16 protein-coding genes are annotated in these 13,489 nt (G+C 68.2%); 11 read left to right on the forward strand and 5 right to left on the reverse strand.

Going from position 1 to position 13,489, the window contains the following annotated elements:
* Window positions 1-33: 33 nt before the first annotated feature.
* The 5 genes from CFB82_RS28850 (at window position 34) to CFB82_RS28870 (ending at window position 3,544) form a co-directional block, all read left to right on the forward strand.
* Window positions 34-429 carry a hypothetical protein gene (locus tag CFB82_RS28850; RefSeq protein WP_039358086.1) on the forward strand — a complete coding sequence of 132 codons (396 nt, stop codon included), beginning with the start codon at window positions 34-36 and terminating at the stop codon, window positions 427-429.
* Window positions 430-530: 101 nt separating this feature from the next.
* Entirely contained in the window at window positions 531-1,529 is a 999-nt protein-coding gene (locus CFB82_RS28855) for a homoserine kinase (protein ID WP_089486237.1), read from the forward strand.
* Window positions 1,520-2,329: a BPSS1780 family membrane protein gene (locus tag CFB82_RS28860; protein ID WP_089486238.1), complete on the forward strand. Its 810-nt coding sequence runs from the start codon at window positions 1,520-1,522 to the stop codon at window positions 2,327-2,329. The genes CFB82_RS28855 and CFB82_RS28860 overlap by 10 nt, the downstream gene beginning before the upstream one ends.
* A 186-nt stretch (window positions 2,330-2,515) precedes the next feature.
* The gene (locus CFB82_RS28865) at window positions 2,516-2,968 is read left to right on the forward strand and encodes a MarR family winged helix-turn-helix transcriptional regulator (protein WP_089447341.1); all 453 of its coding nucleotides are present in this window, start codon (window positions 2,516-2,518) and stop codon (window positions 2,966-2,968) included.
* A gap of 156 nt (window positions 2,969-3,124) precedes the next feature.
* Window positions 3,125-3,544 (forward strand): organic hydroperoxide resistance protein, encoded by a 420-nt coding sequence (locus tag CFB82_RS28870; protein ID WP_011355825.1) that lies wholly within the window; start codon window positions 3,125-3,127, stop codon window positions 3,542-3,544.
* Between the two features lie 113 nt (window positions 3,545-3,657).
* Here CFB82_RS28870 and CFB82_RS28875 read toward each other — a convergent pair whose 3' ends face one another.
* Window positions 3,658-3,834 (reverse strand): DUF3563 family protein, encoded by a 177-nt coding sequence (locus tag CFB82_RS28875; RefSeq protein WP_069251078.1) that lies wholly within the window; start codon window positions 3,832-3,834, stop codon window positions 3,658-3,660.
* 96 nt (window positions 3,835-3,930) lie between these two features.
* Window positions 3,931-5,025 carry an extracellular catalytic domain type 1 short-chain-length polyhydroxyalkanoate depolymerase gene (locus CFB82_RS28880; RefSeq protein ID WP_089486239.1) on the reverse strand — a complete coding sequence of 365 codons (1,095 nt, stop codon included), beginning with the start codon at window positions 5,023-5,025 and terminating at the stop codon, window positions 3,931-3,933.
* Between the two features lie 248 nt (window positions 5,026-5,273).
* Here CFB82_RS28880 and CFB82_RS28885 point away from each other — a divergent pair, with 248 nt between their 5' ends.
* The 4 genes from CFB82_RS28885 (at window position 5,274) to CFB82_RS28900 (ending at window position 8,355) form a co-directional block, all read left to right on the forward strand.
* The gene (locus CFB82_RS28885) at window positions 5,274-5,972 is read left to right on the forward strand and encodes a phosphatase PAP2 family protein (protein ID WP_089447339.1); all 699 of its coding nucleotides are present in this window, start codon (window positions 5,274-5,276) and stop codon (window positions 5,970-5,972) included.
* Window positions 5,973-6,109: 137 nt separating this feature from the next.
* Window positions 6,110-6,910, forward strand: a complete 801-nt coding sequence (modA, locus tag CFB82_RS28890; RefSeq protein WP_089486240.1) for a molybdate ABC transporter substrate-binding protein — start codon at window positions 6,110-6,112, stop codon at window positions 6,908-6,910.
* A gap of 10 nt (window positions 6,911-6,920) precedes the next feature.
* Window positions 6,921-7,598, forward strand: coding sequence for a molybdate ABC transporter permease subunit (gene modB, locus CFB82_RS28895; protein ID WP_089486241.1), 678 nt, complete (start codon window positions 6,921-6,923; stop codon window positions 7,596-7,598).
* A 55-nt stretch (window positions 7,599-7,653) separates the two neighbouring features.
* Window positions 7,654-8,355, forward strand: a complete 702-nt coding sequence (locus CFB82_RS28900) for a sulfate/molybdate ABC transporter ATP-binding protein (protein ID WP_089447337.1) — start codon at window positions 7,654-7,656, stop codon at window positions 8,353-8,355.
* 166 nt (window positions 8,356-8,521) lie between these two features.
* Here CFB82_RS28900 and CFB82_RS28905 read toward each other — a convergent pair whose 3' ends face one another.
* The 3 genes from CFB82_RS28905 to CFB82_RS28915 all read right to left on the reverse strand — a co-directional run bounded on the left by CFB82_RS28905 (window position 8,522) and on the right by CFB82_RS28915 (window position 11,551).
* Window positions 8,522-9,358 (reverse strand): TOBE domain-containing protein, encoded by an 837-nt coding sequence (locus tag CFB82_RS28905; protein ID WP_089447336.1) that lies wholly within the window; start codon window positions 9,356-9,358, stop codon window positions 8,522-8,524.
* 48 nt (window positions 9,359-9,406) lie between these two features.
* Window positions 9,407-11,041 (reverse strand): CHAD domain-containing protein, encoded by a 1,635-nt coding sequence (locus tag CFB82_RS28910; RefSeq protein WP_089486242.1) that lies wholly within the window; start codon window positions 11,039-11,041, stop codon window positions 9,407-9,409.
* Window positions 11,042-11,167: 126 nt separating this feature from the next.
* On the reverse strand, window positions 11,168-11,551 hold the full coding sequence (locus CFB82_RS28915; RefSeq protein WP_011355834.1) for a tautomerase family protein: 384 nt from the start codon (window positions 11,549-11,551) through the stop codon (window positions 11,168-11,170).
* A 115-nt stretch (window positions 11,552-11,666) separates the two neighbouring features.
* Between CFB82_RS28915 and CFB82_RS28920 the strand changes: the two genes are divergently transcribed.
* Together CFB82_RS28920 and CFB82_RS28925 are read left to right on the forward strand one after the other, a co-directional pair.
* On the forward strand, window positions 11,667-12,524 hold the full coding sequence (locus CFB82_RS28920; protein WP_089486243.1) for a LysR family transcriptional regulator: 858 nt from the start codon (window positions 11,667-11,669) through the stop codon (window positions 12,522-12,524).
* A gap of 41 nt (window positions 12,525-12,565) precedes the next feature.
* The gene (locus CFB82_RS28925) at window positions 12,566-13,489 is read left to right on the forward strand and encodes a DMT family transporter (RefSeq protein ID WP_089486244.1); all 924 of its coding nucleotides are present in this window, start codon (window positions 12,566-12,568) and stop codon (window positions 13,487-13,489) included.

Genomic DNA, 13,489 nt, shown 5'->3' on the forward strand with positions numbered 1-13,489 from the left:
TGCTAAAATCGGTGGGTTCACTGGAGACTCATCATGAAGCCGCTCATTCTCGTCGCCGCTGCCGCCGCGTTTGCCGCCGCCAGCGTCGCTTACGCCGCCGGCGGCACGCCCGACGCCGACGCGCAGGCTCGGGCCGAGGCCAACGAGGCCGCCGGCCTGCCCGATCTCCGCAAGATCAACCGGCCGGGCGCCGAAGTCACGTCGAAAGTCGACTTCGCCGATATCCGCCGCACGCCGAGCTTTCACGAAAAGAGCAAGAACGGCACCGAAGTCACCGAGTACCGCGATCGAGGCAAGCCGGTCGAGATCGACGTGAAGTCGAACTTCGGCACGCGCTACCAGATGAGCTCGACGCCCGACACGTCGCCGAAGCCGCACGACGCGGGCATCCCGATCACGCGCCTGCCGTCGCTGAACCTGCGCTACTGATTCCTGGGCGCGCGGCATCGAACGCCGCGCGCCGCCTCCCTTCACCTGATGTCGCGACGCACGCCGCCCGCGTGCCGACACCCTGACCTGACGCATCTCGCATGGCCGTTTTCACTGCTGTTTCCGACTCCGATCTCGCGCAATGGATGCGCCACTACGAACTGGGCGACGTGCTTGCGTTCCGCGGCATTCCGTCCGGTATCGAAAACAGCAATTTCTTCCTGACGACGACGCGCGGCGAGTACGTCCTCACGATCTTCGAAAAGCTCACGGCGCAGCAACTGCCGTTCTATCTCGACCTGATGCGCCATCTGGCCGGCCACGGCGTGCCGGTGCCGGATCCGATCCCGCGTGACGACGGCGCGCTGTTCGGCGAGCTGCACGGCAAGCCGGCCGCGATCGTCACGAAGCTCGAAGGCTCGGCCGAACTGGCGCCGGGCGTCGAACACTGCATCGAGGTCGGGCAAATGCTCGCGCGCCTGCACCTCGCCGGCCGCGACTATCCGCGCAACCAGCCGAACCTGCGCAGCCTGCCGTGGTGGCAGGAGAACGTGCCCGCGATCGTGCCGTTCATCACGGATGAGCAGCGCGCGCTGCTGGAAGGCGAACTCGCGCACCAGGCCAGCTTCTTCGCGTCGGACGACTACGCGGCGCTGCCGGCCGGGCCATGCCATTGCGACCTGTTCCGCGACAACGTGCTGTTCGCTCACGCAGCGCCCGGCACCGGCCACGCCGTGCGGCTCGGCGGCTTCTTCGACTTCTATTTCGCGGGCTGCGACAAGTGGCTGTTCGACGTCGCGGTCACGGTCAACGACTGGTGCGTCGACCTCGCGACCGGCGTGCTCGACGTCGCGCGCGCCGACGCGCTGCTGCGCGCGTACCAGACGGTCCGGCCGTTCACGGCCGAGGAGCGCCGCCACTGGAGCGACATGCTGCGCGCGGGCGCGTACCGCTTCTGGGTGTCGCGCCTGTACGACTTCTACCTGCCGCGCGCGGCCGAGATGCTCAAGCCGCACGACCCCGGCCATTTCGAACGCATCCTGCGCGAGCGCATCGCGCATACGCCCGCGCTTCCCGAGATCCAAACCGCATGCAACTGATCGAAGTGCCCGCCAAAACGGGCTATGTCTGGTTCCGTCAAGGCGTCTGGCTGTTCCGCCGGAACCCGCTCGCGTTCATCACGCTGTTCTTCACGTACCTGCTGGCGATCACGCTGATATCGATGGTGCCCGTGATCGGCTCCGCGCTGCCGCTGGTATTCATTCCCGGCGTCGCGGTCGGCTTCATGGCCGCGTGCCGCGACACGGTGGCCGGCAAGCCCGTGATGCCGACGATCCTCGTCGACGGCTTCCGCTCGTACGGCACCGTCGCAACCCAGCGGCTGCTCGTGCTCGGCGTGATCTACGTCGCGTCGATGGTGGTCGTGTTCGCCGCTTCGTCGTTCGTGGACGGCGGCGCGCTGTTCCACGTGATGATGGGCGCGGCGGACGAAGCAAGCACGACGCCGGAAGCGCTCGCCGCGCAAGGCACGCTCGGCGCGCTGTTCTTCGCGACGCTGCTCTACCTGCCGGTCGCGATGCTGTTCTGGTTCGCGCCGGTGCTGGTCGCGTGGCATGACGTCCCGCCCGCCAAGGCGCTGTTCTTCAGCGTCGTGAGCTGCTGGCGCAATCGCGGTGCGTTCGTCGTGTACGGCGTGCTGTGGTTCGCGGTCGCGCTCGGCACGTCGCTCGCGCTGTCGCTGCTGCTGCAGGCGCTCGGCGCCGGCGCCTATGCGCTGACGATCATGATGCCGGTGACGATCATCATCGTCACGATGCTGTACTGCTCGTTCTACGCGACCTATCGCGGCTGCTTCGGCGTACAGGAACCGGGCGCGACGACCACCACGTCGGGCCGCTGAAGTCTCTGCGGCCGGCGCGCGTCGCCGGCCCGCCGTTCTCCGCGCCGGGTGGCCTCCCGGCGCTCCTCCCTTCCCCCGCCTCCGTCAGCCACCACTCGCCGCCGATCGCCCCTGTTCATCCCGATCTTTTGCGCGCAAAATAATTTGCGTACAAATTGTTAGCGCGTTCGCCGCGCCGCCCGAATCATGGACCGCCTGCCTCCGCTGCCCCAGACACTCGACGAGCAACTCTGCTTCGCGCTCTACTCGACTTCGCACGCAATGACGAAGGCGTACAAGCCGCTGCTCGACAAGCTGTCGCTGACCTATCCCCAATATCTCGCGATGCTCGTGCTGTGGGAACGCGACGACATCGCCGTCAAGGACATCGCCGCGCGGCTCGACCTCGACCCGGCCACGGTCACGCCCCTGCTGAAGCGGCTGGAGGCGCTCGGCTACGTCGAGCGCGTGCGCAACGCGGCCGACGAACGCATCGTGAACGTACTGGTGACGCCGGAAGGCCGTGCGTTGAAGGAGCGCGCGCGCTCGGTGCCCGCCGATCTCTTCTGCGCGATGCAGCAATCCCCCGACTTCCTGGTCAGGCTGCGCGCCGATCTTCAGCAGTTGCGCGACGCACTCTCGGCTGCCAACGAACGCTGACAGGCGGGCTTCGATGAACCGGCCCGGTACTGCCGGGCCTCTTCTTCAAAAATTCATTTGCACACAAATGATTTGTGTTCTATTGTTTGTGGGTGGCCGGCGACACCCCGTTCGACCGGGCCGCTTTTCCTCCCTTTTCCAGACAGGAGCTGCACGATGAACATTCTGTACAAGACCAGCGCCACGAGCACGGGTGGCCGCGACGGCCGCGCGGTATCCGCTGACAACAAGCTGGAAGTGAAGCTGGCCGCGCCGCGCGAACTCGGCGGCACGGGCGCGGAAGGCACGAATCCGGAGCAGCTGTTTGCCGCAGGTTACTCGGCCTGTTTCCTGAGCGCGATGAAATTCGTCGCCGGCCAGGACAAGAAGGCACTGCCGGCCGACACGCAGGTCACGGCGGAAGTCGGCATCGGCCCGAACGACGCAGGCGGCTTCGGGCTCGACGTCGAACTGCGCGTATCGCTGCCGGGGTTCGACAAGGCCGACGCGCAAGCGCTGGTCGAAAAGGCGCACCACGTGTGCCCGTATTCGAACGCGACGCGTAACAACGTGCCGGTGCGCCTGACGGTCGTCTGACGCGACACAAGGCCTGGAATGCAAAAAGGGCGCGTGCGGCATGGTGCCGCACGCGCCCTTTTCTGCTGCGTGACTCGCCGGGGCGGCGGGCCTGGCTGCCCGCCCTGCGCTTCTTAGCGCGAACCGAACGTGTACGGGCGGTTCATCGCCGCTTCGCGGTCGATCTTGCGCATGCGGAATTCGAGATCATAGATGTCGGTCGCTTCGGCCAGGTACGCGTCGGCGCGCTCTTTCGAGGCCTTTTCAGCGTTCTTGGTCAGCATCAGGAAGAGGTGGCTCAGCAGGTACATGGTTGATCTCGCAATCCAAAGGTTCTTTGACTAGGGTTTTCCCGAATTATAGGGAAAACCCTAGTCTTTGGCCAGCGTCGATCAGAAGGTGCGTCGTTAGGTCGCCACAGTGCGGCGCTGGGTTTCGAAAAAGGCCCAGATCATCGCGCTCGCATCGGGGCCGACCGCCGCGTGGAACGGCACGGCTTCGTCGCCGCCGGCCCACGCGTGGTCGAGCCCTTTCACATGACAGAGCCGCACGACCGGCTCGCCGTCGCGGCAGACATCGGTGATCTGCGCGCCCGCGTCGCGCGTCTCGACCCGTTCGCCGCCGCGCAACGCGCCGCGGCTGTCGGCAAGCCCATTCAGGCGCATGAACTGCACGGTCAGCTGGTCGGCATTCTTCGGCGCGACCACGTGGTCACCGTCGCCCTGGACAACCAGCGCCGGCATGCCCGGATAGGCGGCGGCATCGACCAGCGCGTCGACGGCCGCAGCCGGGTTCTGGCGCACGCCGCGCCGCATCACATCCATCGCGGTAATGCCCGAGGTCGCCTCGCCGAGCGCAGGGCCCGAATGCAGCGCCACCGCCGCGAAACGGTCCGGATGGTGCAGTGCGAGAAGCGACGCGAGACCCGCGCCGGCCGACAACCCCGCGACATAGACACGCGACGCGTCGAAACCGTGTTCGTCGACAAGCGCGTCGACGAGCGACGCCACCGCGTTCACCTCGCCGCGGCCCGCGCGGTCGGTGTCTTCATACCAGTGCCAGCAGCCGTGCGCGTGCGCGCGCAGCGACTGCTCCGGATACAGCACCGCAAAGCCGTGCTTGTCGGCCAGCAGGTTCATCCGCGTGCCTTGCACGAACTCGTCGACGGACTGCTGGCAGCCGTGCAGCATCACCACGAGCGGCATCGCGCCACGCCGGCGGCCCGGCGGCACGTAGAGGCCGTAGGCAAGATGCTGGACGAGGCGCCCGAGCGCGGGGGCCATCGGATGTTCGCCGCGCGTCCACTCGCCGGCCGCCCATGCGGCCGCGCGTGGTCGCACGCGCGATTCGCGCGGCGGGGACAGATCGGATACGGCGGTGGAGGCCGCGGCCTCGAGGGCATCACGTGTGATGCGCTGCGCTTCGCGCGCCGAGCGCTTGGCGGCCGGAGACAGCATGCGTTTCATGCCGCCCAGCCACACCTTGGTCAGACTTTTGGTCATCGATCGGGCTCGCAGTCAGGAAAAATAGGGGCACCACAGCGGATGCATCGTTCGTCTTTGTGCAATGCACCATAACATTGTTTCTCGGATTTTTCCTGCATGCGGATAGTTCCCGGCCGCGCAAAAAACGGGGCTCATGCGCACGCGGCGCTATACTGAAGTTTCGCCGCTTGTATCCGTTGTAGTCGTTCTTTCCGGCTCGCGCGTTGATTTAAGCATCCTCCCCGCCTTCGTTCGTCCCCTTCCCGATGTTCGACCTGTCGTCTCACCTGTGGATCATGATCACCGCGTTCGGCGGCGCCGGCCTGACCTTGCCGCTCGCGATCACGATCGCCGTCTGGCTCGCGCTCGGCTACTCGTGGCAGCGCGCGGCCGCGTGGCTCGGCGTGCTCGCGGCCGCGATCGGCGTGGTCGCGCTCACGAAGATCGCGTTCCTCGGGTGGGGGATCGGCATCCGCAAGTGGGATTTCACGGGGTTCAGCGGCCATGCGATGCTGTCGACGTCGGTCTATCCGGTCGCGATTTTCCTCGCGCTGATCCGCACCCGCGCGCCGGTGCGAATCGCCGGCATCGCGCTCGGGCTCGCGGCCGGCGTCGCGGTCGGCGTGTCGCGCGTCGCGCTCGACGCGCATTCGCCGTCCGAATCGATCACCGGCTGCATCGTCGGTGCGATTGCCGCGATCGCGTTCATCGCCGGTTCGTGGCGCGCGGTGCCGCACCGCTGGTCGGTGCCCGCGGTCGTTGCGAGCCTCGCGCTCGTCACCGTGGCGCTGCACGGCATCACGGTGCCGTCGCACCGCTGGGTCACCAAGGTGGCGCTGCAACTGTCGGGCCACGAGCGTCCGTTCGTCCGCGCGCGCTGGAAGGCCAACCCGAACTACCGCCCTGCTTCGCAGCCGTCGTCGCTGCAGCGCACCCAATCGTCGCCGCAAACGCTCCGTACGTGACCGGCCACCCGGCCGCCGCGTTCGCCACTTTTCACGTCTGATCATTACATGCTCGCCGTCGCATGAGCGGTATGTCGAGCGTTATAACCCGCCCTATATTACGATTACGGTTTCCACCCATTCAAAACGAATCCACCATGCGCTCAACCGTCCGTCCGCTTCGCCGCACCCTGCTTCGCCTGCTGCCGATCGCCACGCTTGCCGTTGCCGGTATCGCGTTCAGCGCGCCCGCGTCTGCTGCCGACGAACTGGTCGTGTCGGCCGCCGCCAGCCTGACGAACGCATTCAAGGCCGTCGGCGACGCGTACGAGAAGCAGCATCCGGATACCAAGGTGCTGTTCAACTTCGGCGCGTCGGACGTGCTGATGCAGCAGATCGCCAAGGGCGCGCCGGCCGACGTGTTCGCGTCGGCCGACCAGAAGGCGATGGATCGTGCGGCGGACGAAAAGGTGATCGTGCCCGGCACGCGTCGCGATTTCGCGGCGAACTCGCTCGTGCTGATCGTGCCGGCGGACAGCAAGGCCGCCGCGCCGACGTCGCTGAACGACCTGACCGCGCCCGGCGTGAAGCGCATCGCGTATGGCGACCCGGCATCGGTGCCGGTCGGCCGCTACACGGAAGGCGCGCTGCGCGCGGCCGGCGTGTGGGATGCCGTCAGCGCGAAGGGCGTACTGGCCGCCAACGTGCGCCAGAGCCTCGACTATGTCGCGCGCGGCGAAGTCGATGCGGGCTTCGTGTTCGGCACCGATGCCGCGATCATGCCGGGCCGCGTGAAGGTCGCGCTGACGGTGCCGACGAAGGCGGCCATCACCTATCCGATCGCCGTGGTCAAGGACAGCCGCCACGCCGCGCAGGCGCAGTCGTTCATCGACTTCGTCGCGTCGCCGCAGGGCCAGGCCGTGCTGTCGACGTTCGGCTTCAAGCCCGCGGGCAAGTGAGCGTAGCGCGATGCAAGACGCCTGGGTACCGCTGCTGCTGTCGTTGAAGGTTGCCGGCTGGGCAACCGCGCTCGACATCGTGCTCGGCGTCGCGGCCGCGTTCATGCTCGCGCGCTGGCGCTCGCCGCTGCGCGACGTCGTCGATTCCGTGCTGACGCTGCCGCTCGTGCTGCCGCCGACGGTACTCGGGTATTACCTGCTCGTGCTGCTCGGCCGGCGCGGCGTGTTCGGCGCGTGGCTCGACACGCTCGGCATCGAGCTCGTCTTCACGTGGCAAGGCGCGGTGATCGCATCGATGGTCGTCGCGTTTCCATTGATCCTGAAGTCGGCACGGGCTGCATTCGAAGGCGTCGATCCGCACCTCGAACGCGCGGCGCGCACGCTCGGGCTCGGCGAAGCCGCGGTGTTTTTCCGCGTGACGCTGCCGCTTGCCACGCGCGGCATTCTCGCGGGTGCGCTGCTCGCGTTCGCGCGCGCGCTCGGCGAGTTCGGCGCGACGCTGATGATCGCGGGCAACCTGCCCGGCCGCACGCAGACGCTGTCGGTCGCGATCTACGCGGCCGTCCAGGCCGGCGACGACAATACGGCCAACTTCCTCGTGCTGGTGACGTCGATCACCTGCGTGCTCGTGCTGCTCGCGACCGGCTGGCTCGTGCCGTCGCGTGCCCGGCGGGACCAGCTGACATGAAGCGCTCGCCTCGTTCATCGTCTTTCGCTATCGAGCGGCTTCGACGGAGGCACGCATGAGCCTCGTCGTCGACATCCGCAAGACCTACGCAAACGCCGAGCGCCGCTTCACGCTCGACATGTCGTTCACGGCAACGACGCAGCGCGTCGTGCTGTTCGGGCCGTCCGGTGCGGGCAAGAGCATGACGCTGCAGGCGATCGCCGGCCTGCTGTCGCCCGACGAAGGCACGATCACGCTGAACGGCGAAGCGCTGTTCGACGCCGCGCGCCGCATCGACGTGCCGACCCGCGAGCGGCGCGTCGCGTACCTGTTCCAGGATTACGCGCTGTTTCCACATCTGAACGTGCGCCAGAACATTGCCTTCGGGCTCACGTCGGGGCTGCGCAACCCGCGCGCGAAGATCGTGCCGCCGGAAGTCGCGTACTGGCTGCAGGCGTTCGATCTCGAGGCGCTCGCGGGGCAGTATCCGTCGCAGCTGTCGGGCGGGCAGAAACAGCGCGTCGCGCTCGCGCGCGCACTGGTCGCGCAGCCGCGGATCCTGCTGCTCGACGAACCGTTCGCGGCGCTCGACGGCGCAATGCGCCAGCGCATGCGTCACGAGCTCGCCGAGCTGCAGGCGCGGCTCGATATCCCGATGGTGCTGATCTCGCACGATCCCGACGATGTCGCCGCGTTCGGCGACCAGGTCGTGCAGTTGAGCGAAGGACGCGTGCAGGCGACTCCGCCGCACGCCGAGTGGCCGACGCGCGTCACATGAGCGCGCGAGGCCGTGGTCGTGGCAGGCAGTTGGAGCCTGAGAGAAGCCGCGCGTAGCGGCATAGGCTGAAAGCGGAAACGAAGCCGGTGCCGTGCAGGCGCTGTGCGATGCCGGCTTCGCCCCGCCCGTCACACGATCGTCGCCGCGCGCCGCCCGGCCAGCCTCGTCAGCCCGTCACCGCAAGAATCACGCTCGACGCCTTGAACAGCGCGATCGCCCGTCGTCCTGCGTCGAGTTGCAACGCCTCCACGCTGTCGTTGGTCACGACGGCCGTCAGTGTCCCGCCGCCGTCGAGCGCCAGCGTCACCTCGCTGTTCACCGCGCCCGCGGCAACGGTTTCCACGCTGCCGCGCAATTGATTCCGCGCGGACACTTTCAGCTCGGGCTCGCCATCGTCGACCGCGAGCACGACCCACGACGCCTTCACCAGCGCGCAGGCGTCCGTGCCGACCTGCAGGCCGAGCGCATCGGCACTCTCGTGCGTCAGCACGGCAACGATCGGCTGTCCGCCGGGCAGCGTGAGCGTGACTTCGTCGTTGACGGTGCCGCGCACGATCGATGCGACCTTGCCGAACCACTGGTTGCGCGCGCTGGTCTTCATCCCGATCCGGCCGATCAGCGCCCAGTCGACGTCGAACCCGGCTACGGCCGCGCTCGCGGCCTCGATGAACCGGCGATGCTCGCGCTCGATCGTGCGGAACGCGGCGATCAGCGAAGTGGCGCGCGGCGTCAGCGTCGTACCGCCGCCGCCCTTGCCGCCCGTCGAGCGTGCGACGAGCGGTTCGCCGGCAAGATTGTTCATCGTGTCGACCGCATCCCACGCGGCCTTGTAGCTGAGGCCGACGGCCTTCGCCGCGCGCGTGATCGAACCGGTGTCGCCGATCGCCGCGAGCAATGCAATGCGCGTGGCGCCGCCGAGCGTCTGCTCGCCGGCGCGCAGCCACAGCTCGCCGCCCAGTTCGAGCGGTTCGGCGGACGGGGAAGAATGCGGTGCGTCGGTCATCGGGATGCGTGCGAAAATCGGGCGGCCATTATAGTCAGCGCGTGCCGGTCAACCCGGCTTGCCGTCGAGCTTCGGCGGCCGCAGGCTGGCCAGCAGCGTCTCGGCATCGCGCGCCGCGCGCTGCTCGAGCGCCGCGCCGTAGCCACGCACGAACCCGAGCTGGTACGGCGGCGCAGCCAATTTTTCGAGATGCTGCAGCGCGACCATCGTGTCGTTCGCTTCGCCGAGCACGCTCTGCACGCGCGTGAGCGTCTTGACCGTCTCGGTGCGCGTGCGGCGCGACGCCAGCGATGCGAAGAATTCGAGCGCATAACGCAGCCGCTTCGCATCGATCCGCACCTGATGGCGCGCGGCCGTGTCGAGCGACGTCAGCGACGGCGACGCGTACAGATGACCGAACAGCCGCCGCACGCGCTTCGTCGCATGGCGCCGCAGCGACGGCGCGTCGCCGTCTTCGGCCGTCGGCAGCGCAAGCGAGCTCAGCCACTCGAGCCAGCCGAGCGCCAGCCGCGCATAGCGAGCCGAATGCAGCGCCTGGCGCAACTCGACCCGCGCGGCCGCGCACTGCGCGCGCGCGGCGTCGAGCGTGCCGTTCCACTCGCCGTCGCCGCCGTCGGCCGCGATCAGCGCGGGCAGGCTTTCGGTCGCGAACACGTCCCAGTCGCGCACCGTGCCGAGCAGCGAGGCAAGCCAGCGCAGGTCGACACCGAGCGTGTCGCGCCACTGGCGGTCGGCAAAGCGCGGGAAGAAGCGCATCAGCGTGCGCAGGCGGCGCAGCGCGACACGCATCTGGTGCACGAATTCGGGATCGTCATGCTCGAGCACCCCGCCCTCGTTGCCGAGCCATTGCGCGGTGATGTCGCCGGACAGCGCGAACAGCGCGGCGCGCTGCGTGCGCACGCCGGTCAGGTCGACGGGCTTGGCCTTGATGGGCGCGTCGGCGGCCGGCTCGGCCGCGCAGGCGCGATCGATCACGCTCGTCAGTTGCACGAATGCGGGCCACGCGCCGCTCAATTCGCGCGCCGCGGCAAACAGCGCATGCAGCGCGGCGGTACGCGCGGGCAGCGTCTCCCAGTCAGGCGCCGCAAGGCGCAGCTCGACGACGCGGCGCTGCGGCTCGCTGCCGCGATCCAGCGTGACGTCGTCGAGCGTCATCTCGACCACGACGCCGCTGTCGTCGGCCCAGCGCCCGCGCCGCCGTTCGCTGACGAGGCGCAGCGCCGACGATCCCGGCTGCACGCTCGGGGCCGGGGGCACTGCGGCGTCGGGTGCGACGCCATCCACTTCATCTGCCGGTGCATCGGCGTCGGCCGCGGCAGCCGCCTCGGGCACGGGCAGCGGCATCGCGACGGCGATGCCCGCATGCTCCGCGTCGAACAGTTCGCGCGCCGTGACGCCGGGCGCAAACGCCTTCGTGCGCGACGCGACCACACGTCTTCCATGTGCATTCGACTCGACCCAGGTCCACCAGCTCGCGCCGGGGCTCAACTCGGCCTCCTCGATCTGGCAAGGCTCGATCGTCACGCGCTCATGGCCGCGGCGCATCCGGACCTGCGGGCAGATCCGCCACGCGCGCACGAGTTCGGCGCCGAAATCACGCTGCGCCCCCCGGGCGCGACTCGCGGCCTTGACCGGCCACCCTTCCAGCGACAGCGACAACACGATTTCCAGCACACGCGACATGGAGGCTCCTGCACATGAAGAATCGCCGGCGCATCGTCCGCGCCGGCGTCATCCGTGAAGCTGCTTCCATAGTACACGTCGTCAAAACTCGCAGGCGACGATCTGGCCCTGTCGCGCTGTCGCAGGTCAAACGGCGTATTGCGCGAGGCCGTTGCCGAACGACCAGTCCTCCTTCAACACCTCGACAAGACTGATGAATACGTCCTGCTGCCGCACGCCCGGCTGCTGCGCGAGATTGTCCGCGATCGCCCGGTACAGCGCCCGCTTCTGCTCGAGCGTACGCGTGTTGTTCGCGGTGATCTGGATCATCACGAGATCGTCGCTGCGTTCGATATCGAGGTAGTGACGACCGAACACGAAGTTCTCGGCCGCATGCTCGGTGACGACCATGAAGATGTCGTCCTCGGGCACGTTGAACGTGTGCATCAGCGCGCGATGCACGCCATCGACGAGCGCCGCACGGTAGGCGGCCGGCTTGCCTTCGCGGACTGCGATACGGGTGAATGGCATGGTCCTGCTCCTGTCGGTGAAGTTGACGTTGAAGAACGGAAACACAGCGTCAGGTTAGGCGCGCCGAACTATAATGAAAAGTCATCGATGAATATTTCATCCATTTACATCGAAAATGAAAGTCCTTGATCTCGATGCCGTTCGCGCGTTCGTGCTGGTCGCCGATCTCGCCAGCTTCACGCGCGCCGCCGATGCGCTCGGTACCACGCAATCGGCCGTCAGCCTGAAGCTGAAGCGGCTGGAGGCCCATCTCGGCAAGCCGCTGCTCGCGCGCACGCCGCGCGTCGTCAAACTGGCCGCCGACGGCGAGAATTTCCTGCAGGCCGCCCGCGCGCTGCTCGATGCGCACGATCATGCGCTGGGCGCGATCTCGGCCGGCACGCACCGGCTGTCGCTCGGCGTCAGCGAGCACGTCGCCGTGCCCGACCTGCCGGCCGTGCTCACGAGCCTGCATCGGCAGGATCCGGGGTTGTCGCTCGAAATGCACCTCGGCACCTCGACGAACCTGCTCGCGCAATACGACGAACGCCGGTTCGATGCGGTAATCGTGCGGCACGAGCCGGGCGAAGACCCGCCGCGCGAAGACGGCACGCTGCTGTTTTCCGAACCGCTGGCCTGGCTCGCCGCGCCGGACTGGGTGCCGCGCGCGGGCGAGCCGCTGCCGCTCGCGGTGCTGGCCGGCCCGTGCGGTGTGCGGGCCGCCGCGCTGCGCGCGCTCGACCACGCGGGGCGGCCGTGGCGCGAGCGCTTTACGGGCGGCGGCGTGGCGGCGGTCACGGCCGCCGCCGCCGCGGGGCTCGCCGTCTGTCCGCTGGCGCGGCGGGTCGCGCCGCGCACGCTGGTCGACGTCGGCGCGAAATTCGGGCTGCCGCCGCTGCCGCTGTCGCAGGTCGTGCTGTATTCGCGCGTACGCGACGCACGTGCCGGCGCCGCGTTGCGCAGGTTTGCCGACAGCCTTGCAATCTCGGCGTAAACTTACGGGTTTCGCCGCCCGCAATCTCCAGAAGAATTCCGATGAAGCCCGACGCCCGCAAGCACCTCCGTGCCAACCTGCTGATGCTCGCCGCCGCCGCGATCTGGGGTTCGGCTTTCGTCGCCCAGCGACTGAGCCTCGACGTGATCGGGCCGTTCCTGTTCACGGGGCTCCGTTTCCTGCTCGGCGCGCTGGTGTTGGTGCCGCTGCTGATGCTGAATACGGCGTCGCGCACGCAACTCGCGGCGATCCGCCGTGAGCCGACGCTGCTGCTGCCGGGCCTCGCGCTCGGCGGGCTGCTGGCGGTATCGATTTCGCTGCAGCAGATCGGCCTGCAGTACACGCGCATCGCCAACGCGGGCTTCATCAGCTCGCTGTACGTCGTGATCGTGCCGCTGATGGGCGTGTTCGCCCGTCACCGGATCGGCCCGGGCACGTGGTTCGGCGCGCTGCTCGCGGCAATTGGCCTGTATTTCCTCAGCATCAACGAGCAATTCTCGGTGCTGTACGGCGACTGGTTCCAGCTCGCCGGCGCCGTGATCATCGCCGCGCACGTGATGGCCGTCGGCCATTTCGCGAAGCGCCACAATCCGCTCGTGCTCGCGTTCATGCAGTTCGTCGTGTGCGGCGTGGCATGCCTCGCGGTCGGCCTCGTCATCGAGCCGGTCAGCGGCGCGATGCTGCGCAACGCGCTGCCGACGCTGCTGTACGGCGGCCTGCTGTCGGTCGGGGTCGGCTATACGATGCAGGTCGTCGCGCAACGCGACGCGGCGCCCGCGCACGCGGCCGTGATCTTCAGCATGGAAGGCGTGTTCGCGGCGATCGCCGGCTGGGCCGCGCTCGGCGAAACGCTGACGCTGCGCGCGCTCGTCGGCTGCGCGCTGATGCTGGCCGGCCTGCTCGCGTGCCAGCTGCTGCCGAACGGCGACGCCCGGAAAAAGGACGAAGACGCGCTCCCGGCGTGA

The organism is Burkholderia sp. HI2714, assembly GCF_002223085.1.
In the GTDB taxonomy this organism is placed as follows: domain Bacteria; phylum Pseudomonadota; class Gammaproteobacteria; order Burkholderiales; family Burkholderiaceae; genus Burkholderia; species Burkholderia lata_D.

Excerpts from the sequence above, each read along its gene's own strand:
- CFB82_RS28885 (WP_089447339.1), top strand. The coding sequence starts at position 5,274 with ATGTTCGACCTGTCGTCTCACCTGTGGATCATGATCACCGCGTTCGGC.
- CFB82_RS28855 (WP_089486237.1), top strand. The coding sequence starts at position 531 with ATGGCCGTTTTCACTGCTGTTTCCGACTCCGATCTCGCGCAATGGATG.
- modB (WP_089486241.1), top strand. The coding sequence starts at position 6,921 with ATGCAAGACGCCTGGGTACCGCTGCTGCTGTCGTTGAAGGTTGCCGGC.
- CFB82_RS28900 (WP_089447337.1), top strand. The coding sequence starts at position 7,654 with ATGAGCCTCGTCGTCGACATCCGCAAGACCTACGCAAACGCCGAGCGC.
- CFB82_RS28865 (WP_089447341.1), top strand. The coding sequence starts at position 2,516 with ATGGACCGCCTGCCTCCGCTGCCCCAGACACTCGACGAGCAACTCTGC.
- CFB82_RS28870 (WP_011355825.1), top strand. The coding sequence starts at position 3,125 with ATGAACATTCTGTACAAGACCAGCGCCACGAGCACGGGTGGCCGCGAC.
- CFB82_RS28925 (WP_089486244.1), top strand. The coding sequence starts at position 12,566 with ATGAAGCCCGACGCCCGCAAGCACCTCCGTGCCAACCTGCTGATGCTC.
- CFB82_RS28910 (WP_089486242.1), bottom strand. The coding sequence starts at position 11,041 with ATGTCGCGTGTGCTGGAAATCGTGTTGTCGCTGTCGCTGGAAGGGTGG.
- CFB82_RS28920 (WP_089486243.1), top strand. The coding sequence starts at position 11,667 with ATGAAAGTCCTTGATCTCGATGCCGTTCGCGCGTTCGTGCTGGTCGCC.
- CFB82_RS28875 (WP_069251078.1), bottom strand. The coding sequence starts at position 3,834 with ATGTACCTGCTGAGCCACCTCTTCCTGATGCTGACCAAGAACGCTGAA.
- modA (WP_089486240.1), top strand. The coding sequence starts at position 6,110 with ATGCGCTCAACCGTCCGTCCGCTTCGCCGCACCCTGCTTCGCCTGCTG.
- CFB82_RS28915 (WP_011355834.1), bottom strand. The coding sequence starts at position 11,551 with ATGCCATTCACCCGTATCGCAGTCCGCGAAGGCAAGCCGGCCGCCTAC.
- CFB82_RS28860 (WP_089486238.1), top strand. The coding sequence starts at position 1,520 with ATGCAACTGATCGAAGTGCCCGCCAAAACGGGCTATGTCTGGTTCCGT.
- CFB82_RS28880 (WP_089486239.1), bottom strand. The coding sequence starts at position 5,025 with ATGACCAAAAGTCTGACCAAGGTGTGGCTGGGCGGCATGAAACGCATG.
- CFB82_RS28850 (WP_039358086.1), top strand. The coding sequence starts at position 34 with ATGAAGCCGCTCATTCTCGTCGCCGCTGCCGCCGCGTTTGCCGCCGCC.
- CFB82_RS28905 (WP_089447336.1), bottom strand. The coding sequence starts at position 9,358 with ATGACCGACGCACCGCATTCTTCCCCGTCCGCCGAACCGCTCGAACTG.